Origin of the sequence: Spiroplasma citri (assembly GCF_001886855.1) — a bacterium.
Lineage (GTDB): Bacteria > Bacillota_I > Bacilli_A > Mycoplasmatales > Mycoplasmataceae > Spiroplasma > Spiroplasma citri.
In genome coordinates, this window is sequence record NZ_CP013197.1 from 995,810 (window position 1) to 1,019,323 (window position 23,514).

The 23,514-nt window shown below is 21.9% G+C and carries 43 protein-coding genes; 12 read left to right on the forward strand and 31 right to left on the reverse strand.

All coding sequences use genetic code 4. The features are described from left to right. Positions 1–3: 3 nt before the first annotated feature. The 5 genes from SCITRI_RS05620 to SCITRI_RS05640 are packed head-to-tail and all read right to left on the reverse strand — an operon-like array spanning position 4 to position 4,085. Positions 4–402, reverse strand: a complete 399-nt coding sequence (locus SCITRI_RS05620; RefSeq protein WP_071937188.1) for an HK97 gp10 family phage protein — start codon at positions 400–402, stop codon at positions 4–6. A gap of 10 nt (positions 403–412) precedes the next feature. Continuing rightward, positions 413–739 carry a hypothetical protein gene (locus SCITRI_RS05625; RefSeq protein WP_071937189.1) on the reverse strand — a complete coding sequence of 109 codons (327 nt, stop codon included), beginning with the start codon at positions 737–739 and terminating at the stop codon, positions 413–415. Then, entirely contained in the window at positions 729–1,097 is a 369-nt protein-coding gene (locus tag SCITRI_RS05630) for a phage head-tail connector protein (RefSeq protein WP_071937190.1), read from the reverse strand. Before SCITRI_RS05630 ends, SCITRI_RS05625 begins: the two co-directional genes overlap by 11 nt. A 23-nt stretch (positions 1,098–1,120) precedes the next feature. Next, positions 1,121–2,908 (reverse strand): phage major capsid protein, encoded by a 1,788-nt coding sequence (locus SCITRI_RS05635; protein ID WP_164028246.1) that lies wholly within the window; start codon positions 2,906–2,908, stop codon positions 1,121–1,123. Beyond that, positions 2,883–4,085, reverse strand: coding sequence for a phage portal protein (locus tag SCITRI_RS05640; RefSeq protein WP_071937192.1), 1,203 nt, complete (start codon positions 4,083–4,085; stop codon positions 2,883–2,885). The genes SCITRI_RS05635 and SCITRI_RS05640 overlap by 26 nt, the downstream gene beginning before the upstream one ends. A 171-nt stretch (positions 4,086–4,256) precedes the next feature. Between SCITRI_RS05640 and SCITRI_RS05645 the strand changes: the two genes are divergently transcribed. Both SCITRI_RS05645 and SCITRI_RS05650 read left to right on the forward strand, forming a co-directional pair. Beyond that, positions 4,257–4,748: a Panacea domain-containing protein gene (locus SCITRI_RS05645; RefSeq protein ID WP_071937193.1), complete on the forward strand. Its 492-nt coding sequence runs from the start codon at positions 4,257–4,259 to the stop codon at positions 4,746–4,748. After that, a complete protein-coding gene (locus SCITRI_RS05650; protein ID WP_071937567.1) occupies positions 4,729–5,121 on the forward strand; it encodes a hypothetical protein in 393 nt (130 codons plus the stop codon). The genes SCITRI_RS05645 and SCITRI_RS05650 overlap by 20 nt, the downstream gene beginning before the upstream one ends. A 99-nt stretch (positions 5,122–5,220) precedes the next feature. Here SCITRI_RS05650 and SCITRI_RS05655 read toward each other — a convergent pair whose 3' ends face one another. From SCITRI_RS05655 to SCITRI_RS11515, 26 genes are all read right to left on the reverse strand, one after another. Continuing rightward, positions 5,221–6,924, reverse strand: a complete 1,704-nt coding sequence (locus SCITRI_RS05655; RefSeq protein WP_071937117.1) for a terminase large subunit — start codon at positions 6,922–6,924, stop codon at positions 5,221–5,223. Positions 6,925–6,926: 2 nt separating this feature from the next. Then, a complete protein-coding gene (locus SCITRI_RS05660; RefSeq protein ID WP_071937568.1) occupies positions 6,927–7,430 on the reverse strand; it encodes a hypothetical protein in 504 nt (167 codons plus the stop codon). 274 nt (positions 7,431–7,704) lie between these two features. Beyond that, complete coding sequence (locus tag SCITRI_RS05665) at positions 7,705–9,516, reverse strand: AAA family ATPase (protein WP_071937569.1); 1,812 nt, start codon at positions 9,514–9,516, stop codon at positions 7,705–7,707. Between the two features lie 22 nt (positions 9,517–9,538). Further along, a complete protein-coding gene (locus SCITRI_RS05670; protein ID WP_071937570.1) occupies positions 9,539–9,718 on the reverse strand; it encodes a hypothetical protein in 180 nt (59 codons plus the stop codon). Positions 9,719–9,862: 144 nt separating this feature from the next. Continuing rightward, positions 9,863–10,240, reverse strand: a complete 378-nt coding sequence (locus SCITRI_RS05675; RefSeq protein ID WP_164023979.1) for an HNH endonuclease — start codon at positions 10,238–10,240, stop codon at positions 9,863–9,865. After that, positions 10,221–11,075, reverse strand: a complete 855-nt coding sequence (locus SCITRI_RS05680) for a recombinase RecT (RefSeq protein ID WP_071937571.1) — start codon at positions 11,073–11,075, stop codon at positions 10,221–10,223. The genes SCITRI_RS05675 and SCITRI_RS05680 overlap by 20 nt, the downstream gene beginning before the upstream one ends. Positions 11,076–11,194: 119 nt before the next feature. After that, on the reverse strand, positions 11,195–11,437 hold the full coding sequence (locus tag SCITRI_RS05685; protein WP_071937200.1) for a hypothetical protein: 243 nt from the start codon (positions 11,435–11,437) through the stop codon (positions 11,195–11,197). Continuing rightward, positions 11,428–11,862 (reverse strand): single-stranded DNA-binding protein, encoded by a 435-nt coding sequence (locus SCITRI_RS05690; RefSeq protein ID WP_053391425.1) that lies wholly within the window; start codon positions 11,860–11,862, stop codon positions 11,428–11,430. The genes SCITRI_RS05685 and SCITRI_RS05690 overlap by 10 nt, the downstream gene beginning before the upstream one ends. A gap of 90 nt (positions 11,863–11,952) precedes the next feature. Next, complete coding sequence (locus SCITRI_RS05695) at positions 11,953–12,672, reverse strand: PD-(D/E)XK nuclease family protein (RefSeq protein ID WP_071937572.1); 720 nt, start codon at positions 12,670–12,672, stop codon at positions 11,953–11,955. 5 nt (positions 12,673–12,677) lie between these two features. After that, positions 12,678–13,355 (reverse strand): hypothetical protein, encoded by a 678-nt coding sequence (locus SCITRI_RS05700; protein WP_053391427.1) that lies wholly within the window; start codon positions 13,353–13,355, stop codon positions 12,678–12,680. Next, positions 13,355–13,627 carry a hypothetical protein gene (locus tag SCITRI_RS05705; RefSeq protein WP_071891739.1) on the reverse strand — a complete coding sequence of 91 codons (273 nt, stop codon included), beginning with the start codon at positions 13,625–13,627 and terminating at the stop codon, positions 13,355–13,357. The genes SCITRI_RS05700 and SCITRI_RS05705 overlap by 1 nt, the downstream gene beginning before the upstream one ends. Further along, positions 13,627–13,833 carry a hypothetical protein gene (locus SCITRI_RS05710; RefSeq protein ID WP_071891735.1) on the reverse strand — a complete coding sequence of 69 codons (207 nt, stop codon included), beginning with the start codon at positions 13,831–13,833 and terminating at the stop codon, positions 13,627–13,629. Before SCITRI_RS05710 ends, SCITRI_RS05705 begins: the two co-directional genes overlap by 1 nt. Continuing rightward, a complete protein-coding gene (locus SCITRI_RS05715) occupies positions 13,833–14,141 on the reverse strand; it encodes a pentapeptide repeat-containing protein (protein WP_071937573.1) in 309 nt (102 codons plus the stop codon). The genes SCITRI_RS05710 and SCITRI_RS05715 overlap by 1 nt, the downstream gene beginning before the upstream one ends. A 1-nt stretch (position 14,142) precedes the next feature. Next, positions 14,143–14,316, reverse strand: coding sequence for a hypothetical protein (locus SCITRI_RS10125; protein ID WP_157092867.1), 174 nt, complete (start codon positions 14,314–14,316; stop codon positions 14,143–14,145). Between the two features lie 2 nt (positions 14,317–14,318). Next, complete coding sequence (locus tag SCITRI_RS10130; protein WP_155522097.1) at positions 14,319–14,456, reverse strand: hypothetical protein; 138 nt, start codon at positions 14,454–14,456, stop codon at positions 14,319–14,321. A gap of 1 nt (position 14,457) precedes the next feature. After that, positions 14,458–14,715, reverse strand: a complete 258-nt coding sequence (locus SCITRI_RS05720; protein WP_053391429.1) for a hypothetical protein — start codon at positions 14,713–14,715, stop codon at positions 14,458–14,460. A 1-nt stretch (position 14,716) separates the two neighbouring features. Next, positions 14,717–14,881 carry a hypothetical protein gene (locus SCITRI_RS10135; RefSeq protein WP_155522072.1) on the reverse strand — a complete coding sequence of 55 codons (165 nt, stop codon included), beginning with the start codon at positions 14,879–14,881 and terminating at the stop codon, positions 14,717–14,719. 13 nt (positions 14,882–14,894) lie between these two features. Beyond that, positions 14,895–15,074, reverse strand: a complete 180-nt coding sequence (locus tag SCITRI_RS05725; RefSeq protein WP_071891731.1) for a hypothetical protein — start codon at positions 15,072–15,074, stop codon at positions 14,895–14,897. Between the two features lie 135 nt (positions 15,075–15,209). Further along, positions 15,210–15,668: a hypothetical protein gene (locus SCITRI_RS05730; RefSeq protein ID WP_157092868.1), complete on the reverse strand. Its 459-nt coding sequence runs from the start codon at positions 15,666–15,668 to the stop codon at positions 15,210–15,212. A 49-nt stretch (positions 15,669–15,717) separates the two neighbouring features. Then, positions 15,718–15,951, reverse strand: a complete 234-nt coding sequence (locus SCITRI_RS05735; RefSeq protein ID WP_053391431.1) for a hypothetical protein — start codon at positions 15,949–15,951, stop codon at positions 15,718–15,720. An 18-nt stretch (positions 15,952–15,969) separates the two neighbouring features. Beyond that, entirely contained in the window at positions 15,970–16,713 is a 744-nt protein-coding gene (locus SCITRI_RS05740; protein ID WP_147077617.1) for a DNA-methyltransferase, read from the reverse strand. A gap of 153 nt (positions 16,714–16,866) precedes the next feature. Further along, positions 16,867–17,307 (reverse strand): DUF3627 domain-containing protein, encoded by a 441-nt coding sequence (locus tag SCITRI_RS05745; protein ID WP_053391433.1) that lies wholly within the window; start codon positions 17,305–17,307, stop codon positions 16,867–16,869. Next, positions 17,285–17,449, reverse strand: a complete 165-nt coding sequence (locus tag SCITRI_RS10560) for a hypothetical protein (protein ID WP_167693716.1) — start codon at positions 17,447–17,449, stop codon at positions 17,285–17,287. The genes SCITRI_RS05745 and SCITRI_RS10560 overlap by 23 nt, the downstream gene beginning before the upstream one ends. Before the next feature lie 303 nt (positions 17,450–17,752). Continuing rightward, on the reverse strand, positions 17,753–17,998 hold the full coding sequence (locus SCITRI_RS05750) for a hypothetical protein (RefSeq protein WP_071937151.1): 246 nt from the start codon (positions 17,996–17,998) through the stop codon (positions 17,753–17,755). A gap of 445 nt (positions 17,999–18,443) precedes the next feature. After that, entirely contained in the window at positions 18,444–18,935 is a 492-nt protein-coding gene (locus tag SCITRI_RS11510) for an NAD(P)H-hydrate dehydratase (protein ID WP_237237847.1), read from the reverse strand. Further along, positions 18,911–19,300: a hypothetical protein gene (locus SCITRI_RS11515; protein ID WP_237237848.1), complete on the reverse strand. Its 390-nt coding sequence runs from the start codon at positions 19,298–19,300 to the stop codon at positions 18,911–18,913. Before SCITRI_RS11515 ends, SCITRI_RS11510 begins: the two co-directional genes overlap by 25 nt. A gap of 438 nt (positions 19,301–19,738) precedes the next feature. Here SCITRI_RS11515 and SCITRI_RS05760 point away from each other — a divergent pair, with 438 nt between their 5' ends. From SCITRI_RS05760 to SCITRI_RS10150, 10 genes are all read left to right on the forward strand, one after another. Further along, positions 19,739–19,984 carry a hypothetical protein gene (locus tag SCITRI_RS05760; RefSeq protein ID WP_071937151.1) on the forward strand — a complete coding sequence of 82 codons (246 nt, stop codon included), beginning with the start codon at positions 19,739–19,741 and terminating at the stop codon, positions 19,982–19,984. A 430-nt stretch (positions 19,985–20,414) separates the two neighbouring features. Further along, positions 20,415–20,579: a hypothetical protein gene (locus SCITRI_RS10565; protein WP_167693719.1), complete on the forward strand. Its 165-nt coding sequence runs from the start codon at positions 20,415–20,417 to the stop codon at positions 20,577–20,579. Further along, positions 20,557–20,997, forward strand: a complete 441-nt coding sequence (locus SCITRI_RS05765; protein ID WP_071937574.1) for a DUF3627 domain-containing protein — start codon at positions 20,557–20,559, stop codon at positions 20,995–20,997. Before SCITRI_RS10565 ends, SCITRI_RS05765 begins: the two co-directional genes overlap by 23 nt. Positions 20,998–21,149: 152 nt before the next feature. Next, positions 21,150–21,881 carry a DNA-methyltransferase gene (locus tag SCITRI_RS05770; protein ID WP_071937575.1) on the forward strand — a complete coding sequence of 244 codons (732 nt, stop codon included), beginning with the start codon at positions 21,150–21,152 and terminating at the stop codon, positions 21,879–21,881. A gap of 35 nt (positions 21,882–21,916) precedes the next feature. Next, on the forward strand, positions 21,917–22,132 hold the full coding sequence (locus SCITRI_RS05775) for a hypothetical protein (RefSeq protein WP_071937576.1): 216 nt from the start codon (positions 21,917–21,919) through the stop codon (positions 22,130–22,132). Between the two features lie 49 nt (positions 22,133–22,181). Then, entirely contained in the window at positions 22,182–22,634 is a 453-nt protein-coding gene (locus SCITRI_RS05780) for a hypothetical protein (protein ID WP_147077387.1), read from the forward strand. A 140-nt stretch (positions 22,635–22,774) separates the two neighbouring features. Then, positions 22,775–22,939: a hypothetical protein gene (locus tag SCITRI_RS10140; RefSeq protein WP_155522072.1), complete on the forward strand. Its 165-nt coding sequence runs from the start codon at positions 22,775–22,777 to the stop codon at positions 22,937–22,939. A 17-nt stretch (positions 22,940–22,956) separates the two neighbouring features. Next, entirely contained in the window at positions 22,957–23,199 is a 243-nt protein-coding gene (locus tag SCITRI_RS05785; protein ID WP_071937578.1) for a hypothetical protein, read from the forward strand. 1 nt (position 23,200) lies between these two features. Beyond that, the gene (locus tag SCITRI_RS10145; RefSeq protein WP_155522097.1) at positions 23,201–23,338 is read left to right on the forward strand and encodes a hypothetical protein; all 138 of its coding nucleotides are present in this window, start codon (positions 23,201–23,203) and stop codon (positions 23,336–23,338) included. 2 nt (positions 23,339–23,340) lie between these two features. Continuing rightward, positions 23,341–23,514 (forward strand): hypothetical protein, encoded by a 174-nt coding sequence (locus SCITRI_RS10150; protein ID WP_155522126.1) that lies wholly within the window; start codon positions 23,341–23,343, stop codon positions 23,512–23,514.

Consider the following 23,514-nt stretch of genomic DNA (forward strand, 5'->3'; position numbering starts at 1 on the left):
TAACTAATATTTTAAAATAGTTTCTATTTTTTTAATATATTCATCAATATACTTATTATAAGCATTTCGTAAAAATGGGCGAGGATTAATTTTTTCATTATTTCAATGATTAATATATCCATATTCTAATAAGTGGATTATTTGATATTGTTTAGTGGCATAAATTACACCAATTATTTTATCTTTGGTTAATTTTATTTTAAAAACAAAATAATCTTTTAAATGTCTTCTTTTTGTTAAATGTTTATTGCTAATAGGGCAAGTAATTTTAATTTCTGCCAATATTTTTTCACCTACATTTTTAATTTCTGCTTTTATTTGTTCTTGGATATCATAAGTATATTGTTGGATTGAGTCTGCAACAAAATCAAATATATCAACTACTGAATTACTTTTTTTCATTTTTAACACCTTATCTTAAACTTAAAAATAGTTCTAAAAATCCATCTTGTCTGTCATAAGTTCTAATAATTTCATATTCTTGTCAATTATTTTGATATTTATAATCAATTAAAATAAATTTTTCATTATCATACATATATTTATCTATAAGTAATTTTATTTCTAATTTTATGCCCGCCATTCTAGCGGTGTAAAAATCATTAGCATAAATTGATTTAATATCACAAAATACTTGTTTTTTATTTTTAGTTATTTTTTTATGACTTAATGGATTTTCGTCATCTTCTTTATCAATTAGAAAAGCATAATCATTTAATAAAATTAAATTATCTTTCAATTTTATTTTTTTCTAGTTTTTTAATATCTTTTAATTTCTTTTTTAATTCTGTGAGTTCTTTTTCTAATTGATATATCGTTGTTTGCGGATAATTAGCATATTTATACATTAATTGTTGAATATTATAGTTAAGAATAGTATAAAATTTTTCTCCAATTAATTCACGCCCTAAATTTTCCTTAACATAAATAGAAATAATATTTTTTATTTGTTCATCATTTGCTTCCTCAATAATTTTAAAAGGAAGACCTGAATTTATTAAAATATTTTTTGATGATTGAATTAAAGTTTTTATTTCTTCATCAAATAAATTATGCTGAATTCGTAAACTTAATTTAACAAAATTTAATAAGTCCATATTGATCCTCCTTTATTTTTAAATTACTCAGGTTGGAAATTTACAAAAGCATTTTTTTCAACAACTTTCCCATCTAAAATGGCTGCTCCCACATAAGTATGTAAAAGTTTTTTAATTCCGATATGTTCAGAATATCTTAGAGTTAAAGGCTCTTGGAAATTTACATAATAAGTGTTTAATTTTCCAAAAGAAATGCAATTATTTTTATTTGTTTTAGAAAATGTAGGATATGTGTCTGTTAAAACAACATCATAACCTAAGATTTTATTAGTAACTCCATCTGAACTTATATTGTGGTTTCAAATAGGGCGATCATTTTTATCTTTAATATTTTGAATAGTTCAGAATGTTTCGTTATTCATTACAAATTTAGCACCATTTGAATATCCTAATTTTAATGATTTAATCATTTCAATAATAGCATCGTAATTTAATTCTTTAATTTTTACACTTTTAATGCTTGTATCTGATAATATTCCAGTTGGTTGACCTTTTCCAGTTCCAGTAGCAAGTGATTGTTCAATGCCCTCTTTAATTCTGTTTGTAATTACTCTAATTACAAAAGCTTCAAAATCTTCAATTGTCATAAATCTTGTAGTTTCTGAAAATTCAAGCGAAGTGGCAATAATGTGACCATCAAATTTAATACTATCTGATCCTGTACTTCCTTTTATTTCTTCACCCTCTGTGACAAATTTAGCTGCTGTTGAATCTTTTTCATACGCAATATCTAATTTTCCTCGGTGTTCTAAAATAGTTACTTCATTAATTAAATTAGAAGTTAATTTAATTTCATTTAAGATGTTTTTTCATATTGTAGTAGGTACAAGCGGACTCGCATCTTCATTTCCAGTTGGATTTGTTCCAACTTGTAAAAATTTTGCTTCTTGTGGTGTTAATTGTTGTCTTTGCATATTTTTTAATCATGCATTTTTATATTCTCTTGTATCTAAAATATCTTTTTGATTATAGATAGTTTTAATTTCCATTTGTTCTGTTCCCCTTAATGTTTGTAAAATTGTGCTATTTCCGTTTTCAATATTTTTAATATTTTTTTCTAAATATTCATTTCTTATTTTTTGAGTTTCTGTAATTTCTTCATTTAATTTTTTAATTGCAGTTAATAACTCTTTTTGTTCTTGTAATTCTTTATTAGATAAATTATTTTTCTTTAATTCCATATTTTCTAATTGTTCTTTTTTTTCTTCTAATTCATTATTGGAATCAATAATTTTGTCATTTAATTCTTTTAAATTTACTTTTTCCATATTTTTTTCTCCTTTGATATTTTTAATTTCTTGTATTTCACTCTGTGGATTTGCTCCTAATGGAACCAAAGAAATTTCGTCAACTTCAATTTGTTTTAAATAACGAACAACTTGCCCGTTTATTTCTGTTGGTTCTGATTTTAAAATACGATATCCTATACTTAACTGCATTGGTCTATTATCTTTTTGCATTTGTTTAGCAATTTCGTAAGTTTCTTTTCCATAATTAGTATTAGTATATATTTTAATTTTTGCCCATAATCCGTCTTTGCGGTTTTCTAAATCTGCAACACCCAAAATTTTTTCGTGATTATGAGATAAAAACACCGGCACAGTTTTACCATTTTTTAAATCATTTTCAAAACTTTTGTAGTCAGTAATGTCATTGTGATAATCAACTACATCATATTTATTTGCTATTCCGATAATTTCGTTTGTATTAAATTTATCTTCTTTTATTTCTTTTATTTTTTTTATATTAAAATCAATTTTTTTAGTAATTTCATTATTAATAATTTTATTGTTGTCCATTGTTTTCTCCATTTTTTTCATCATCTACTTTTCCATAATTTCAATTTAAAAAGGTATCTCCTCCCTCATAAGGATCTAAACCAAATAATAATTTTCTTATTTCATTTGGGTTTATTGCACCAAGTTCAACACCTTTTAAACTATTTGATAAGTTTAATATTATTAATCTACTATCTAATACAAACTCGAAATATTGCCCTAATTCTAATTCTTTTTTAGTAAAAATTTTAAAGGTAAATTCTTTTTCTAATTGTCTTAAAACTGGATGAATTACAGTAGATAAGTAACTTAAAAATTGTTCTGAATTATAAGTTCCTTTAACAATCTCAGGTGCTATATTAAAAAATTTATAAATTAAATTTTCAGAATATTCATTTTGTTCTTTACTAAATTTTGATATATTACTATCAATTTTTTTAAAATCTTGTCCATAAGATAAATACGCAACTCTTTTATTACTAAAATTGGTATTTTTAAAATTAATATCTTCAACTGGTAAAACTGGCAACATTTGGGATCTCTCTTGGTTAAACTGTGTAGGAGCACCAGTTGGCCCCAGTGGCATATTTGTGGTAATTATCCCCATTAAAGAATTTGTTTCTTTAAAATTGTTAATAATAGAGTTTGTCATTTCTTCTAATATTCTTTTACTTGGTTCAAGCGAATTATTAGGATTATCCCCTAAGAAATTTTTATTATAAAATTTCCGTAGATGAATTATTTGAGAATACGGTAATATCTCAAATGCATTATTATTTTGATAAAATCTTATAAATAATTCATCATCCTTAGACAATAATTCAATAGTGCTGTATTCGATTGGAATTAAAGAAATGATTTTATCATTAATATCTTTTTCTATTTTAATAAAAACATTCCCTTGCAAAAATAAATTAGTAATTATCTTATAATAAAAATCATAACTACTCATTAAATTGTTTGGTCTCAAATTTAATAAATAATCAAAATTAGATTTTTTTATTTTTTCATTTTGGCGATATGTATTAACTGATACTTGTGCTATATCAGTAGCAATCCGATTAATTGTGCTTTTAATTACATCAATTTGATAATTATTCTGAAAATTAGTAAAAAAGTCTTTTCATTCAAACTTAACAATATCAACTTGAGAATTTTTAGGCGTTTTATTTACATTATTATTATCTTTATTTTTTTTATATCAAAACATAATCACCAGCCTTAACAATAATAATTAACCCCATCATTTATTGTCGTCGTGATGATACCGTCATTAAAAATATTTGTCAAATAAAAAAACAATTTATAAACAAGTAATAAAGGTGTTTACAAATAATTATATTTTTATATAATTTAACTAATAAGGGAAGGGCGGATTATTATGAATTTAGAAAATTTAAAAGGACTATGTAAAGAAATTATTAAATTTTATGAAGAAGAACAAAAAAATGAAAATATATTAGAAGAAGATATTGAAAAAATTAGTAATTTAAGAATTCAAAAACTATTGTTTTTTATATATGGTTTTTATTGAAAAGAAAAAAAAGAAGAAATTATTCCAATTGTATTTGAAGCATGACAACATGGCCCTGTTATAAAAGAATTATATAATTTTATAATTAATAATTTAGATAACTCAAATATGAAAAGAAATAATGAAATAGATTTTAAATGATTTAAAGATGCTAAAACTCCTAAATATGATAAAAATTTGCTTAATAAAATATTAAAATATCTTAGTCAATTTTCTACTATTAGATTAGTAAATGCTTCTCATAAAACTGAACCTTGATTGTTTACTGAAAATTCAAATGTTATTGATAATAAAGAAATTAAGAAATGGTTTGAAAAAGATGTACCAACAATTAAATAAAACAGACGAATTATCAAATTATGACAATAAGTATATTTTATTTAATTTTAGATTTACTTTAATTGAAACAAAATTAGATACTAGCGATTATAAAAAAATATTTAATAAAATTATTAGTTATTACTCTAAAATTACAGTTAGACAATTTGATAGTTCGGTTAATGTTGAATATAATGAAAAAATAATAAAAAGGCAAAAAGAAAAAAATAATAAATTTATAGACTATATAAAAAATAACTACAATTTAGATTTAAAGCGTACTTTTGATATTTATAGAGGTGGTTGCGGAAAACGAGCAGATGGTTTATTAATAAAAAATATTTTTTATTTATTAGAAATTACAAATCATAATCAAAGAGAGGGAAAAAAATAGTATATAATATAATCATAGGTGGGCCGTATGGACTTGTCCGCTATCGGTAAGAGCATTGTTTGTTTCCCCACCTAAAAAAGAGATTTAATAATCTCTTTTTTATTTTTGAGAATATATTTTATATAATTCAATATAAATTCGGTCTTTATTATCGCGAAAGATTTTATAAGCAAATAGAAGAGCAATAAATCCATCAATCCTTTTGTTTTTTGATCTTTTAATTGGCATCATATTTTCTTTTTCTTCATCAATAAGAACATCAACATTATTAAAGTGTAATTTTAATAATGGGTTTTGATTAAAAACAAATTTATTGTCATCAAATTCTAATTTAAGGGCTTTTATAATTGGACTAATTGTTCTTACTCCAAATCTAATTAAATTATTTATAAGATAAAATCCTGCATTATCTAAATGTTGTTTTAAAAGATATGAGTTAAAAGTATCATATCCTATACCATAACAAATTAAATTATATTTTTTCATTATATTTATAATATAATTAACAATTTCACTAATGTTAATTTCTTCTCCTTTGCATAATGTTAATATTCCTTGTTCTTGGTAAAGTTTATATGGTATTTTATCTTCTGTTGTTTTTTCAATTATTCTTGCTTCTGGCATAAAAAATTGTGATAATAATATAAATTCATTTGTGTCTAAATTTGGGATTAAAAATACAACTGCACTTAGATCGTTTGTTTTTGATAAATCAATTCCAATAGTACAAATTCTATTTTTTATTAAGTATTCATTGGTATTAATAATTTTATTATTTTTAGTTTCTAAATCTAATCGACTAAAAAGGGCACTATCTAAATTGCTCTTTAAATTACAATGTTTAATTAAAAAATTTGGTTGTTGAGTTGGTGTAATTAATGCTTCTTGTCATTCGGCTTTAAAATTATCAATATATTTAGAAATACCCAAATTTGGATTAGCTTTATAAAGATTGTTAAAATTTTTTCATTCATTTCTTTCATCAAGTTCATAAATTCAAGGTAAAAATTTATTATCTTTTATTGTGTTTTCTAAAACTTTCTCAGCATAAGAATATCTTTCATCGAAAATATTTTCTCTAATAGATCCATTGGTTGTTATTAATAACATTAAATAATCTTTTCTTTTTGCGGTTGCTGTTCGCATAACATCATAAATGTCACGCTTTTCCATCATTGCTACTTCATCTAAAACAACAAAATAGGGGTTTAAACCATCTAATGTTTTTGTTTCTGATGATAGTGGTTGAAAAAAAGAATTATTATGTATGAATTCTATTTTATCTCGCTTAACTTTTAAAATTTTATTTAAGTTAGGATTAATAAAAATCATTCTTCGCATTTCTTCATAAACTCTTTTTGCTTGATCTCGTTTGGTTGCAATAGAATAAAGTTCGGCATTTGCTTCATTATCTAAAATTAAACTTTTTAAAGCGATTGCAGAAGCAAGGGCGGTTTTTCCATTTCCTCTTCCGACAATTAAGAGTGCTTCTTTAAATCTTCTTAAATTTGTTTTTTTATCATAAAAACCATATAATGCTTCTAAAAATGCTTTTTGCCATAATTCTAATTTAAAATTTTGTTTATTATATTCTCCAGTTGTATGAAAGCAAGATTTTTCAATAAAGCTAATTGTTTTATTTGCTTCTTTGTGATTAAAATAATAATCTTTATTTGATTTTAATTCTTTTACTAATGTGGAAACAATTTTTTTAATTTTTATTCCAACTTTATTTTTATTGGAGTTTTTATTTATTCATTCATAATATAGTTCTAAATTTGTTTTTTCATTATTTGCTTGCATTCTTATTTTTCCTCTGAATTATCATATAAATTATTAAAATTAAAAGTATCGGAATTATCTTTTTGATTAGCTATTTTTATTCATTGTTCTATTATTTCATATCCAGCTTTATAATCTTTATATGCTTGTCCATAAGAAATTAAAGCGGGGTGTCTTACTTCTTTTGGTTTTCCGCGATTATTATCGGTTTCAGAAAATAATTTACCGTCATTAATTAAGGTTTGGATTTCATTATTAATGTTATTTAAAGTTAATTTAAGGGTACAAAATTCTTCTAAAAAATCAAGTTTAATAATATCTAAAATAACATTTTTTTCTTTTAAAAATCGTTTATATTTATTTATTAATTTTTCTTTATCTTTTTCTCAATTTAAAAGGTTTTTTTGTTGGTTTAAGTTATTGTTTTCTTTTGTTAAAATGCTTTCATTTTTTGTCAAAAAAGGGGCATTTTTTGTTAAATTTTGGCTATTTTTTGCTTGTTTTTTGCTATTTTTTAACTCATTCATTTATAAAAACTCCTTTATTTACGGGGTTTTTTATTATTTTTAGTATAAAAGTGCGGTTTTTTTCAAAATTAAAAAAAGTGTACACGGAACCCCACCACATCGGAACCCAAAAAGTCCTTATTTTAAAGGACTTATAGGGGGGGTATATAAGTAAAATAAAATTAATATTTATATAACTAATTACACCGTGATGATACCGTCATTAAAATTATTTGTCAAATAAAAAAAACAACAAAATTAATTTTTATATTTATAAATAGTTTTTTATATATTTTTAGTAAATTATTTCTAACAACTCATTTAAAAAAAGTGGTGATAATTTATAATGTTTAGTATTGCTATAATTTTCAATATTTCTAATAATATTAATAAATTCGTCTTGATTATTTATATCTACATCTGAGAATTTAATAATATAATTAATTTCTTCTTCTTCAAAATTTTTTAATGGATGTAAAACAATATCTTCATTATTAAGATTACCATTAATTTCTTTTATATAGTTTTTAATTTTTTCTATATTAATATCTTTATTATATTTTTTAATAAATTCGTCTTCATTATATCAAAATGCTAATTTACTTTTTTTAATTATTTTTTCTATTTTTTTATATCAGTTAGAAATTAAATAAAAGGAATTAATAGGAAAAATTGAATTATCAAAATCAATATTATCATCTTTTTTTACTTCATCATATTCTTTAATTTCTGTTTGACCATTTTCTAATAATTTAGTAATAATTATATTATTTTCTTCTTTTTCTTCAGAAAGTAAAAATCCCGAGTGTGTAGCAATAACTATTAAAATATTTTTATTTTCGTTAATATATTTTATTAAATATTTTGATAATTCTTTTTGAATAGAATAATGAATATTTTTATCGGGTTCATCAAATAAAACAACTGTTGGAATTGGAATTAATTCTTTTTTGTTTTCGTCAATTAATTTTATTCCTTCTAAAATAGCTATTAAATAAAAAATTTGTTTATATCCCTGACTCTGTTCTTTTGGTGATTGTCCACCAAATAATCTAGAATTATTTTGATCTTCCACACATAACTCTAAATAATCATTTTCTAATCTTATTTTTAGTAATAAAAATAATTTATTAATTGAAAATATATTTAAAAAAATATTTTTAATTTTTTCATTAGTATTATTCTCTATTACTTTTTTAAAATTATTACGAATTTGTTTATCGCGTTCTGTTATATTACTCAAATTAATAAATTTATTAATTTGTTCCGCAAATTCTTTTCCTCCAAAGAAATCACAAAATAATTTTAAATATTTATTATCTGGATTTTTATTTTCTAAATATATTTTTGTTATTTCATTTAAAGGAAAAGAAATATCTTCTGTTGCAGAAGAAATATCAAGATCATTATTTTTATAAATATCAAAATTAAGTTTATTAAATTTATCTAAAATATAAATAAAATCTATTGCTCGATGCATTTCATCGGCCAACTTTTGTTTTGCTTTTAGACTCATTTCTTTATTTAATTTATTTAATACTTTTGGTTTAGTATCTTGATGAGTAATATTTTCTTTGAAAGAAATTAATATTTTTTCATCATTTAAATCTTTATTTACAGTTAAAAAACTTTTTGGTCAATAATTTTCATATTTTTCATAAATTTCTCTTTTAATTTTATTTATAAAAGTAGGATTACCTTCATAATCAAATTCATTGTTTTCCCATAATGTACCCTCATTATATTTTCTGGTAAAAGTTATAAATTTTTCATTTTCACTAAATTTTAAATTATTAATTTGTTCTATTTTAAAAATAAAATTATCCAATTTATCATAATTTTTAATATAAGTTATTATTTTAGGTTTATATTTTTTTTCATTTTCAATATTTAATGGGTTATATTTATCCATACCTTTTTCTGTAAAATTTGTCTTGAATTTTTCTTTTGATCCTTCTTCTCCTAATCCCCATTTTATAGAATCTAATAGAACAGTTTTACCAGAACTATTTTCTCCAAAAATAATATTTAGCTTATTTGTATATAATGTTAATTCTTGTTCTTCTGCAATGCTTTTGAATCAACTAATTTTAAAATTATATTCCATAATATTTTCTCCTTTTTAATATTTATAAATTAATCTTATCATACTTATTTTTTATACATTTAAAATGTCCATTATAAAGTAATTGATTTTCATTTTCATTAATTTTTAATAATCCTGCTTGGGTAAAAATAATTGGAATTTCTTTATTACAAACAGAACAAATTTTATTATAATATCCTATTATTATTTTATAACTATTCATTTTTTTCACTTCCTTTGTTAATTTTTCTTTTCTGTTTTAAACATTTTTATAAAAATCTTTTTTAATACATCAATCACAATGCTATTACCAGCTTGTTTATAAAGTTGTGTTTCTGAAACAATTTTGCTTGCTTTATTGAAGTCTTTATTCTTCTTTATCTATTATTTTTACTTTGCCAGTTTTTTCGTCAATTATGACATTATCGCGATATCCTTTTTCGGTTTTGTGTTCTTTATTGTGGCATTTCATACATAATAGTTCTAAATTTTTTCATGCAAAAAGTTTATCAATGTTTCAATTAATAAAATCTTGATCGGTAATATATTCTTTGTGGTGAACAATAACGCCATTAACTATATATCCTTTTTGATAACATCGTTCACATATTCCCATTTTGCTATTAAAATAATCGTTTCTTATTTTTACTCATTTTTTATTGCGATAAAATTTATGTCTAATTGGACGATTTTTATCATAATCTTTTCAATTATTTTTCATTTTCTTAATCAGAAAACATTTCATCAACAGTTTTAGCAATTTCTTCATCATCATTTATTTCATTAATGCTAAATTCTTGTTCTAAATTTAGATTTAATTCATCTTTTTTGTTATTTAATTCAATAACATTCTTATCTTCTTTATTTTTTATGTTAGGATTATCACTAAACTCTTTGCTGTTATTAATAATTATTGCTTGATCATGTTGATAGGCTTCTTGCATTTCAACTGACATAATACCTCATTTTCTTAAAAGTTGGGTTAATACTGTTTTAAGTGCCATCCCCTCATAACTTCCAGCCGTAAATTTTCCGTAAGTTTGATAATTCTTAGAATATGTTTTAAAATGATTTTCGCATTTTTCTTTACTTCAATATAAAGTTTTTTTATAACCATTTAGTAGTTTAAAAAATGCAACATATCCGATTGTTTCTTTTTTTGTTCGTTCATTTTCGTTGGTTATTCATTTAAAATTGTATTCTTGTTCTAATTCATCAAAATTTAATAATTCACCTTGTTTTACTTCTATTGCGTTTATTGTTAAATATTTTCCTGTTCGGATTGCTAACTGAATATAACCCTTATAACCAATTTGCAACTGTCCTTTTCCATTATATGGAACAATATAGGCATATCCTAAGTTAGGGTCTAACGGTAAATCTAATAACATTGCTTTTACACAAGCAGATAAAACACTCATTAAATTTATTTTTTCTTTATCAAATAAATTGGGATTATTATTATAAATTGTTAAGATATTTTTACGAAATAAATTAATTTCTTTCTGATTTGTTAATTTTTCATTAATTCAATTATTAACTTTTGAATTATTTAATATTAATTCAATTTTATTATTCATTTTATTTTTTCTCCTTTTTTATTTTTCACAAATAACACGAATAGCAATTATATTTATGTAATTTTGTAAAAAAGAATAATTTTATATTTTTACATTTTAAAAAATGATTACGATATTTATTACATTTTTTCATTATATTTTTTTCTTTCTAAAATTAGATCTAACTTATCATCTTTACAAATAACTAAGTTATTTTCCCCATAATTTTTTTTAAAATATTCTCATTCCCAAGTTGAATTAATATTGACATCTTCAACATCAATACCAGTTATATATTCACCAAAATAAGTTTTACATGGTCGTTTACCTTTTTCAGAACGATAACATAAAATATATTTATTAGTTTCCATATTTAATCTCATAAAATAGCATCATCATTATTTTCAAATGATTTATTTGATTCTATTTCTTCTAAACGAATATTTCTTGTTGCTGATTGGGTCTGATTTATTTTTGTGGGTGTTATGGGAGGTGTACTATTTTTTAAATTATTATTAGTTTGTAAAAATTGACAACTATAAACTCTTACTGTTCACTGTATTTTATTTTCTTTGTCTTTAAAAGACTGTAAAATACCTGTAATTGCAATTTGACTACCTTTTTGACAATATTGTTGTAATACACTTGCTTGTTTATTTCAAACTTGACAAGGAATAAAATCAGTTTCTTTTTGAGTTGAATGTGGTCTTGTTACTGCTAATTGAAACATGGCATATTCTTTACCACTTTGTGTTCTTTTAATTTCAATATCTTTTGTTGTTCTACCAATGGCAATAAATTGATTCATACTAATATTCCTTTCTAGTGTTTTGGTTTTTTATTTTCTTTGTTGCATTTAAAACAATAACCTCAATATTTTAATTTGGGACAATATTTTTTAATTTTCATAGTTTCTTTTCTCCTTATTAGAATTATTTTTTAAAAATGTATGCATTATTTCTTGTCACTCTAACTTTAATTGATTGGTAATATTGAAACGATTTATATTAACACCATTTTCGTTAATTATTCAAATTTCACCAATATTACTAGTAAAAATATTATTTTTTTCAAGTAAATAATTATATGCTGTAATTTGTATTTTTGCTTTATTAATTTTTTCAGCATTAAAGTATTTTCAAGTTTTAAAATCAACAACAATAGCTTTGTTATTTTCATAATAAATTAAATCGGGAGTGCCACACACTTTTCCGTCTGATAAGGGTATTTCAAACATAATAATTGATTTAATAAAATCGTTTTTTATTCTATTAAAAAAATTATAGAATAACTCAATTATTTTTAAACTTTCTTTTATTGTTGATATTTTTTTACTATTTTTAATAATTGTTTTATAATCTTTTCTATTTTCTGTTTGGAAAATTGCATCATATAAAATCCGTGAAATAAACTCATGAATAATTTTTCCTCTTTCTGTTGCTTTTTTAAAAAGTTCATTATTTTTCATTAATTTATCATATTGAATTTCAGCATTATTAAAATAACTAATAATAGCGGTAATGCTGGGGAAAATAATATTATCTATAAAATAAGAATGGTTATCTTTTTCAAAATTTACATTATATTTTAATTTAATATTATTACTAATAAATTGCATTATCTTTAAAAATGATGTTTCTTTTCATATAATATTTCTAAACCATTAATATTTGGAATTTCATTATTATTTTCTTTAATTGCTTTTTTAATCGCTTCTTCATCAATAGTTTTAATAATAAATTTTTCTGGCACTTTTTCAATATCAATAATATTTATTTTTAAATCTCATCTTGTTTTTAAACCTTTAACTTTTATGTCTTCTTTATTCAAAATTTCAGAAATTAAATTATTTTCTTTATTATTATTTAATTCTTTTAATTGATTTTCAGCCGCATTCATTCAATTAATTTGTTTAGTCAATATTTCAATTTGAATAACATCTGTTTCTAATTTTTCAAAAGATTTAGTAATGTATCTATACAAACTATCAATTATTTTAAGTTCTGATCGATTATTAACAATTGGAGTTATTATTTTTTTAATTGTAGATTTTAATAATATTTTTAATTCAGTACCATAATCTGCATCACTTTTGTTATTAACTTGAAAATTGTTAATATTTTTAATTAAATTATTCAAATTTTTTAAATCATTATCAATATTTTTTAAAAATAGTAAATTATTTGCCACACATTTTTTTAATGTTGAGATAATAAATTCATCTTTATTTTTAAAATCATCTAAATCTTTATTTGTTTTAATAATTTGATTTATTTGATTTTCGCTTTTTATTACATCCATTATTTTTCCTCCTTACTAGGTAATTTGTCATATTTAGAATTATCTTTTAAAATTAGAATATACTTTGATAATTGTTCTTCTGTTGGTTCTTCTTCATCTTCAACTATACATTGGTCTCAATGTCCGTGATAACTACAATAATATTGAGCATCAAAATCTTCTTTATATAATATTTGTTGTTTTAATTCAGCAAGTTTATTTTTAAGTGCTTCATTTTCTGCTACAAGTGCTTCATTTTCTGCTACAAGTATATCTGTTGTAGTAATTCCCATTATTCATCCTCCTCAATTTCCTTAATTATTAATAAATTATTTAGTTCACTTGTATTTGAAAAATTAAAATATAATTCTGATAATGTTAATATGTCAATAGAATTATCTTTTCAATAACATTTATATTTTTTATTTTTACATTTATTTCAATTTACACCAATAAATGTTAATCAAGCATTTTTATAATTAATTTCATTTTCTAACATTATTCATTCTCCTCAATAACAGTTAATTGGTCTAATTGTTGTTGTGTTATTTTAATATTTTTTAAATCAGCACCTCGTAAATCAACTTCTTTTAAATCAGCACCTCGTAAAACAGCACCTTTTAAATCAGTCCAACGTAAATCGGCTTCTTTTAAATCAGCCCAACGTAAAACAGCGCCTTTTAAATCAGTCCAACGTAAATTAACACATCGTAAATCTAATTTTTCACTTTCTAAATATTTACTGATTTTATTTTGTTCAACAGTTATTCCTGTTAAATCTTTAATCATATCTTCTAATGTTTTCACTTTATAATTCCTCCTTATTTTTAATATTTTTAATTCCTTGATAACTATTAAAGTAATATTTATGATTTTTAATTTTAAATTTATTAATTGTTTCTAATGGTTTATTTTCGATATCATAATCTGAGAAATCAAAATAACCAGCACAATAATTACAATGTGAAATAAACTTACTCATTATTAAATTTCCTCCAAATTCTTTTCTGCAATTAAAGTATCAATATAGTCATAAGCACTTTCTTCTGAGTGACATTCTTCTAATGCTTCATTAAATAAATCTTCTTTTGTGTAAACTTTGCCATCTTCATCTTTTCACACATTATTTATTTTCCTTTAATATAAGTTCCAAGAATTCCAGTTCCTTTTTTCTATTTTTAATGTAATTATTTATTGATACAGTATTATCTCTTTCATCTATTGTGAATAAGTGTTCCATTTTTTTATTAAAAATCTTAATTGCATTATATCCACTATATATTCCAGTTCCACGGGAAATTTTATAGCAGTATTTATCATCTAATTTATTAATAATTTCTTTTTGAAATTCTGATAATTGTACATTTCTAATTTCTTTCATATTATTTATTTCCTTTTCATTCAATATCTTTTAAATCAATAATTGCCGTTGATAAGCCATAATTATTATTTTCAATTTTTTCTCGCACTTTTGCTTCTTCTAGTGTGTAATAAGCATAAGTAGTTAAATATTCATTTTTAATAATTAATAAGTATTTTTTAGTCATAATTTAATTCCTCCTAATTCTTTTTATTTACACTTAAATTTTCTAATTGATAAGTTTGTAATCAGTGTTCTTCACATAATATAATTTGTTTTTTATAACCTAAATTTCACTCTAATTTATCATTACTTTTTTCAATATAACTATTTCCACAATAAGCATTTTTATTATTACAATTAATTCTTTGACATTTCATATAGTAATTCCTCCTAATTCTTTCTAGTATTTAATGCTCAATGTTCATCAGTAATATCTTCAAATGACACTGGATAACTTCTAAGCATTAATTCATGTATTTTGTTAATAGTTTTTTTATTTAACTTTTTCATTTTTATCTCCTTAAATTTCCTTGGTTAATTTTTTTTATTATTTTGATACTTAATAAATAAAAAAATGGTAAGCATATTGTGTTTACAATTAACACTCCAATTATTATTTGTTCTATATTTAAAACACCAAGATTTAATCAAAAAAGTATAAAATCAATTGGAAAGTAAATTATTAAATTTATGAATAAAAGTAAGATAATTTTTGAAAAATTATGACATTTTATTAAATAAATAATTCTTAATAAAATTGCAAATAAACCTGTGCCAATATTTCAACATAATGATCCTAGCGTAAAACCTCATAATGATAAATCAACTAATAAATGACCAACAAAACCAATAAATAAACATCAATATCAATTTAAAATAAAAGTACTAATAAAAACTGGAATTAAAAATAATGGAATTGATGTTCTTAAAATAATTTGTATTCGCATCACTTGTGATAATACAACCATCATCGCAATTAAAACTGCTATATAATTTATGTTTTTAATTAATAAAAAATAATTATTGTTTTTGCATTTTTTTATATTTAGCATAACTAAGGCCTAATTTTTTAGCTTGTCGTTTATCTTTTTGTTTTTGTTTATATTCTTCATCAATTAAATTAATGTTGTTTAATAATTCTGTTTTTTGTAAGTCAGACAAACCACAATTAGATAATGCAATTAAATAAAGTTTTTGTTTTTCTTGTTCTAATTCTATTTTTTCTAATTTAGCCAAAATTGAAGCAATATTCATTTTTTTATTTCCTTTCTATTAAAATTCAAATTTAAACTGAATATTTTTTAATCTTTTTTTAATTATTTTGTAATATTCATTATTTATTTCGCAGCCCATTCACTTTCGTTTTAATTGTTCACAAGCATAAGCTGTTGTACCACTACCTAGAAAACAATCTAAAATTACATCATTTTCTTTACTATATTTACTAATTAATCGATTAAATATATATAATGGTTTTTCTGTTGGGTGCCCTGTTATTTTTTTTCCGATTGAATAATTAAAAATTGTTTTTTTACTTTCATAATCATTTTTATAATTCGGAATTCGATGTTTTTTAGAATAAATCATCATACAATATTCTTTATCTTGGAAAATATGATTATTAGTTGGCATTGGATTTGTTTTGTTCCAAAGGATAAAATCATAAAGCATATCTTTTTTACAAACTCAATCTAAATAATCTATAATTTGTTGTCTATTCATTCAAATTAACATAAATTTATTTTTTGAAACTCGATAAAACTCATCTAAATAAGAATTTATATCAAATGAATTATGCAAATTATTATCATAAATAGCATTAATATATTTGTTTATGCTTTTACCGATTCTGTCGGTAGTATTGCTTTTTTCATTTATATGTTCATTTTTTCTTTTTGGTAAATTATATAAATAGGGTGGATCAGTTAATATTAAATCAACACTATCATTTTCTAAACTTTTAATAAAAGTTAATGCATCACCATTTATTAATTTTCCTAAATTTGTTTTAAACATTTTTTTCACCCTTTGCCTTTCACGTCACTTTAAAGGTAATCGCAGGCACTATACTATTGTGTTTTAAAATATGCAGTGAGCTTTCTATGTTATGTCTATTTAATATATAATCTTAAAACTTTGTATATTATTTAAAACTTTTTTGGGAATATTTTAATTTAAACTTTTTAAGTCTTTAATTAATTGTTCTTTTTTTTCAACACTTAAATTTGTGAAATTATTTTTATTTGTTTTTACTTTTTTAGGTTCACTTGAAAATAATGCTTTTTTCATATTAGTAGAGTAATTTTGTTTATATTGATTATATAAATTAATTAATTCCGTTCCAGTTAAACTCTTTCAAATATTACGCTTTAAATTTTCATCATATTTTACAATAGAATAATAATTATCATAAATCAAACCGATTGCTACTTGATTACAATTTTTTTCACTCGGATAAATAAACTTATTACTCAATCAAAAACCAATATGACGATTATGATTAGGTAAATTTATAAATGAAGCTTTATCTGTTCTAAAAACTATAAATTCTCTTCGAATAAAGCAATTTTCTACGTTAATATTCTTCTTATAACTTGGTTTCTGATACATTACTCAAATCAACTCGCTTTCGGTTACACTGCATTGAACAAACATTTAACTTAAAATACAAACTACCAACAATTTTTTTATTCAAAATAGAATGACAAATTTGACATTTACGTTTTAAAAAAAATATTCAAATTCCTAACATAATTAATCACACTCCTTTTTTTAATAAACATTGTTTATTTAATGTTTATATATTGTTTATCTATAGTTTATTTATTGTTTAATAAACATTGTTATATTTAATGTTTATCTATTGTTTATTTAATGTTTAATAAACATTGTTAATAAACATTGTAAGCATTATTAAAAATATAAAATAGTAAAAATTGGCACACTGAAAAATACTATTAACAAGTTTAATAAAAGAAATATAAAATTAAAATTAATAAATCAAATAACATAACTAGTGTGCCATAGATGAGTTATTCATCTTGTTATATTAGAATTATTTAATTTTACTAAAAAAGATTTTTAAATACCCAGTTTTTCAATCAGAATCTATCCTTGAATTTTCCAAATTATTATAAAGTCAAATTTTTTCTTTGTTTATATACTTAATTTGATTTAATAAAACTTTGTGATTTTGACAAGTTCATAAAATTTTATTTGTTTCAAATTCTTCGGTGATAAATGATGATAATTTATAACAATTAATAACATCACATATTTTTTGTTGTTTAATAATTTTCATTTTTATAAATCAAATTTAATATTGACTATAATAAATATCTTCAAATCATTCTGTTTTTTCGCGATGTTTAACTTTATGAATTCGCTTTGGCATTCCGCACTTACTGCATCTAATCATAATATTGATTTTTTCCATTTTTAGTTTCTCCAATCTAATATTTAACGATTGATTTATTAATATAACTAAGTGAAACAAAACAAGGACAACACCTTTACTAAGTAGATATATGGATTATTTAATAATTTCTTAATTTAATATGGTTTTTTTCAGAAAGGAAACAACTTTTTTATTATTTTAAAATTATAAATATTTAAAGATGCTGTCCTTGTTTTGAATCAATTAGTTATTTTAGGTTTTTTCAAATAAAAAAACCATTTTAGTAAATGGTTTAATTATTCTTATTTAATTTCTTTATATTTTTATACCCTACTTTTTTTTATACGACCTAAAGTATCACCCATTCCAGCAACTGTAATATAGGAATTACCTGCCCCATTAATATACACTCGATTACCCCATCAGTAATAATAATTGATTGATATCCTTTTAAAACAACAATAATTTTATACTTGTTCGCAAATTCTTTTGCAATATTAATTCGACTATTTAAAATTTCTGGCACACTTTTATTAATCAAGCGTGATAATTCTAAGGCATGGGGTGTTAAAATTACCCGTCCACATAGTTTTCGTAATAAAGGGGCATCTAGGACATTAATTACATCAACAACAACAACAATTGATCCTTTATAATTATCTAAAATATAATTTAAAGTATTATATGTCCGTTCTGTTTTTCCTTTTCCCATTCCATAGGCTACCACATTAACTTTGTTTGTTAATAAATCTAAAATTCGGGCTCGGTCAGAAGCATCACAGAATGTGATTTCTGGAGCGGTATTATTTGTTTTTTCTAATAATTCTGGTGATAAAGCCAAATTACTAATCCAAATCCAGCATTTAATGCCATATTAGCAAATAAGGTTCCAGCATTTAAATATTCTAAACTTGAAGCAAAAATAAGTAAATTGCCATAGATGCTTTTGTGTGAAATTAGCGAATGAGAATGTAATTGGACACTATCCGTATAAAATAAGTTGTTATCAATTAATTTTGCACAAATACTATTAATCTCTTGCTGATGAAAACCCAATTGTCATACAACAACTTTTCCTAAGCAAAGAATAATATCATAATTAATAAAAGCTGATTTGTAAGTAAAAAAAGTGACAGTTTTATTTGCTTTAATTGCAATTGTTGGAATTGTTGCACTATCATTTTCAATTCCGCTTGGAGATTGCATAAAAAAGATTGGGGTATAAAAATATAAAGAAATTAAATAAGAATAATTAAACCATTTACTAAAATGGTTTTTTTATTTAAAAAAACCTAAAATAACTAATTGATTCAAAACAAGGACAGCATCTTTAAATATTTATAATTTTAAAATAATAAAAAAGTTATTTCCTTTCTGAAAAAAACCATATTAAATTAAGAAATTATTAAATAATCCATATATCTACTTAGTAAAGGTGTTGTCCTTGTTTTGTTTCACTTAGTTATATTAATAAATCAATCGTTAAATATTAGATTGGAGAAACTAAAAATGGAAAAAATCAATATTATGATTAGATGCAGTAAGTGCGGAATGCCAAAGCGAATTCATAAAGTTAAACATCGCGGAAAAACAGAATGATTTGAAGATATTTATTATAGTCAATATTAAATTTGATTTATAAAAATGAAAATTATTAAACAACAAAAAATATGTGATGTTATTAATTGTTATAAATTATCATCATTTATCACCGAAGAATTTGAAACAAATAAAATTTTATGAACTTGTCAAAATCACAAAGTTTTATTAAATCAAATTAAGTATATAAACAAAGAAAAAATTTGACTTTATAATAATTTGGAAAATTCAAGGATAGATTCTGATTGAAAAACTGGGTATTTAAAAATCTTTTTTAGTAAAATTAAATAATTCTAATATAACAAGATGAATAACTCATCTATGGCACACTAGTTATGTTATTTGATTTATTAATTTTAATTTTATATTTCTTTTATTAAACTTGTTAATAGTATTTTTCAGTGTGCCAATTTTTACTATTTTATATTTTTAATAATGTTAATAACAATGTTTATTAAACAATAAATAAACTATAGATAAACAATATATAAACATTAAATAAACAATAGATAAACATTAAATATAACAATGTTTATTAAACAATAAATAAACTATAGATAAACAATATATAAACATTAAATAAACAATAGATAAACATTAAATATAACAATGTTTATTAAACAATAAATAAACTATAGATAAACAATATATAAACATTAAATAAACAATAGATAAACATTAAATATAACAATGTTTATTAAACAAAGGAGTGTGATTAATTATGTTAGGAATTTGAATATTTTTTATTAAACGTAAATGTCAAATTTGTCATTCTATTTTGAATAAAAAAATTGTTGGTAGTTTGTATTTTAAGTTAAATGTTTGTTCAATGCAGTGCAACCGAAAGCGAGTTGATTTGAGTAATGTATCAGAAACCAAGTTATAAGAAGAATATTAACGTAGAAAATTGCTTTATTCGAAGAGAATTTATAGTTTTTAGAACAGATAAAGCTTCATTTATAAAATTACCTAATCATAATCGTCATATTGGTTTTTGATTGAGTAATAAGTTTATTTATCCGAGTGAAAAAAATTGTAATCAAGTAGCAATCGGTTTGATTTATGATAATTATTATCCTATTGTAAAATATGATGAAAATTTAAAGCGTAATATTTGAAAGAGTTTAACTGGAACCGAATTAATTAATTTATATAATCAATATAAACAAAATTACTCTACTAAAATGAAAAAAGCGTTATTTTCAAGTGAACCTAAAAAAGTAAAAACAAATAAAAATAATTTAACAAATTTAAGTGTTGAAAAAAAAGAACAATTAATTAAAGACTTAAAAAGTTTAAATTAAAATATTCCCAAAAAAGTTTTAAATAATATACAAAGTTTTAAGATTATATATTAAATAGACATAACATATAAAGCTCACTGCATATTTTAAAACACAATAGTATAGTGCCTGCGATCACCTTTAAATTGAAGCGAAAGGCAAAGGGTGAAAAAATGTTTAAAACAAATTTAGGAAAATTAATAAATGGAGATGCTTTGGAATTTATAAAGACATTAGAAAACGATAGTGTTGATTTAATACTAACTGATCCGCCCTATTTATATAATTTATCAAAAAGAGAAAACGAACAAATAAATGAAAAAAGCAATATAACCAAAAGCATAAATAAATATATTAATGCTATTTATGATAATAATTTGCATAATTCATTTGATATAAATACTTATTTAGATGAGTTTTATCGAATTTCAAAAAATAAATTTATGTTAATTTGAATGAATAGACAACAAATTATAGATTATTTAGATTGAGTTCGTAAAAAAGATATGCTTTATGATTTTATCCTTTGAAACAAAACAAATCCAATGCCAACTAATAATCATATTTATCAAGATAAAGAATATTGTATGATAATTTATTCTAAAAAACATCGAATTCCGAATTATAAAAATGATTATGAAAGTAAAAAAACAATTTTTAATTATTCAATCGGAAAAAAATTAACGAGACACCCAACAGAAAAACCATTATATATATTTAATCGATTAATTAGTAAATATAGCAAAGAAAATGATTTAATTTTAGATTGTTTTATGGGAAGTGGTACAACCGCGTATGCTTGTGAACAGTTAAAACGAAAGTGATTGGGTTGTGAAATAAATAATGAATATTACAAAATAATTAAAAAAAGATTAAAAGATATTCAGTTTAAATTTGAATTTTAAGAGAAAGGAAAGAAAAAAAGAATATTGCTTCAATTTTGGCTAAGTTAGAAAAAATAGAATTAGAACAAGAAAAACAAAAACTTTATTTAATTGCATTATCTAATTGTGGTTTGTCTGACTTACAAAAAACAGAATTATTAAACAACATTAATTTAATTGATGAAGAATATAAACAAAAACAAAAAGATAAACGACAAGCTAAAAAATTAGGGCTTAGTTATGCTAAATATAAAAAAATGCAAAAACAATAATTATTTTTTATTAATTAAAAACATAAATTATATAGCAGTTTTAATTGCAATGATGGTTGTATTATCCCAAGTAATGCGAATACAAATTATTTTAAGAACATCAATTCCATTATTTTTAATCCCAGTTTTTATTAGTACTTTTATTTTAAATTGATATTGATGTTTATTTATTGGTTTTGTTGGTCATTTATTAGTTGATTTATCATTATGGGGTTTTACGCTAGGATCATTATGTTGAAATTTAGGAACTGGTTTATTAGCAATTTTATTAAGGATTATTTATTTAATAAAATATCATAATTTCTGAAAAATTATCCTACTATTATTAATAAATTTATTAATTTATTTTCCAATTGATTTTATACTTTTTTGATTAAATCTTGGAATTTTAAATATAGAACAAATAATAATCGGAGTTTTAATTGTAAACACAATATGCTTACCAACTTTTTATTTATTAAGTATCAAAATAATAAAAAAAATTAACCAAGGAAATTTTTAAGGAGGTAAAGATGAAAAAGCTAAATAAAAAAACTATTAACAAAATAAATGAATTAATGCTTAGAAGTTATCTAGTTTCAAAAGATGAAATTACTGATGAACATTGAGCATTAGGTAAACAAAATTAAGAGGAATTAAATTATGACTAAAAAATACTTATTAATTATTAAAAATGAATATTTAACTACTTATGCTTATTACACACTAGAAGAAGCAAAAGTGCGAGAAAAAATTGAAAATAATAATTATGGCTTATCAACGGCAATTATTGATTTAAAAGATATTGAATGAAAAGGAAATAAATAATATGAAAGAAATTAGAAATGTACAATTATCAGAATTTCAAAAAGAAATTAATTAATAAATTAGATGATAAATACTGCTATAAAATTTCCCGTGGAACTGGAATATATAGTGGATATAATGCAATTAAGATTTTTAATAAAAAAATGGAACACTTATTCACAATAGATGAAAGAGATAATACTGTATCAATAAATAATTACATTAAAAATAGAAAAAAGGAACTGGAATTCTTGGAACTTATATTAAAGGAAAATAAATAATGTGTGAAAAGATGAAGATGGCAAAGTTTACACAAAAGAAGATTTATTTAATGAAGCATTAGAAGAATGTCACTCAGAAGAAAGTGCTTATGACTATATTGATACTTTAATTGCAGAAAAGAATTTGGAGGAAATTTAATAATGAGTAAGTTTATTTCACATTGTAATTATTGTGCTGGTTATTTTGATTTCTCAGATTATGATATCGAAAATAAACCATTAGAAACAATTAATAAATTTAAAATTAGAAATCATAAATATTACTTTAATAGTTATCAAGGAATTAAAAATATTAAAAATAAGGAGGAATTATAA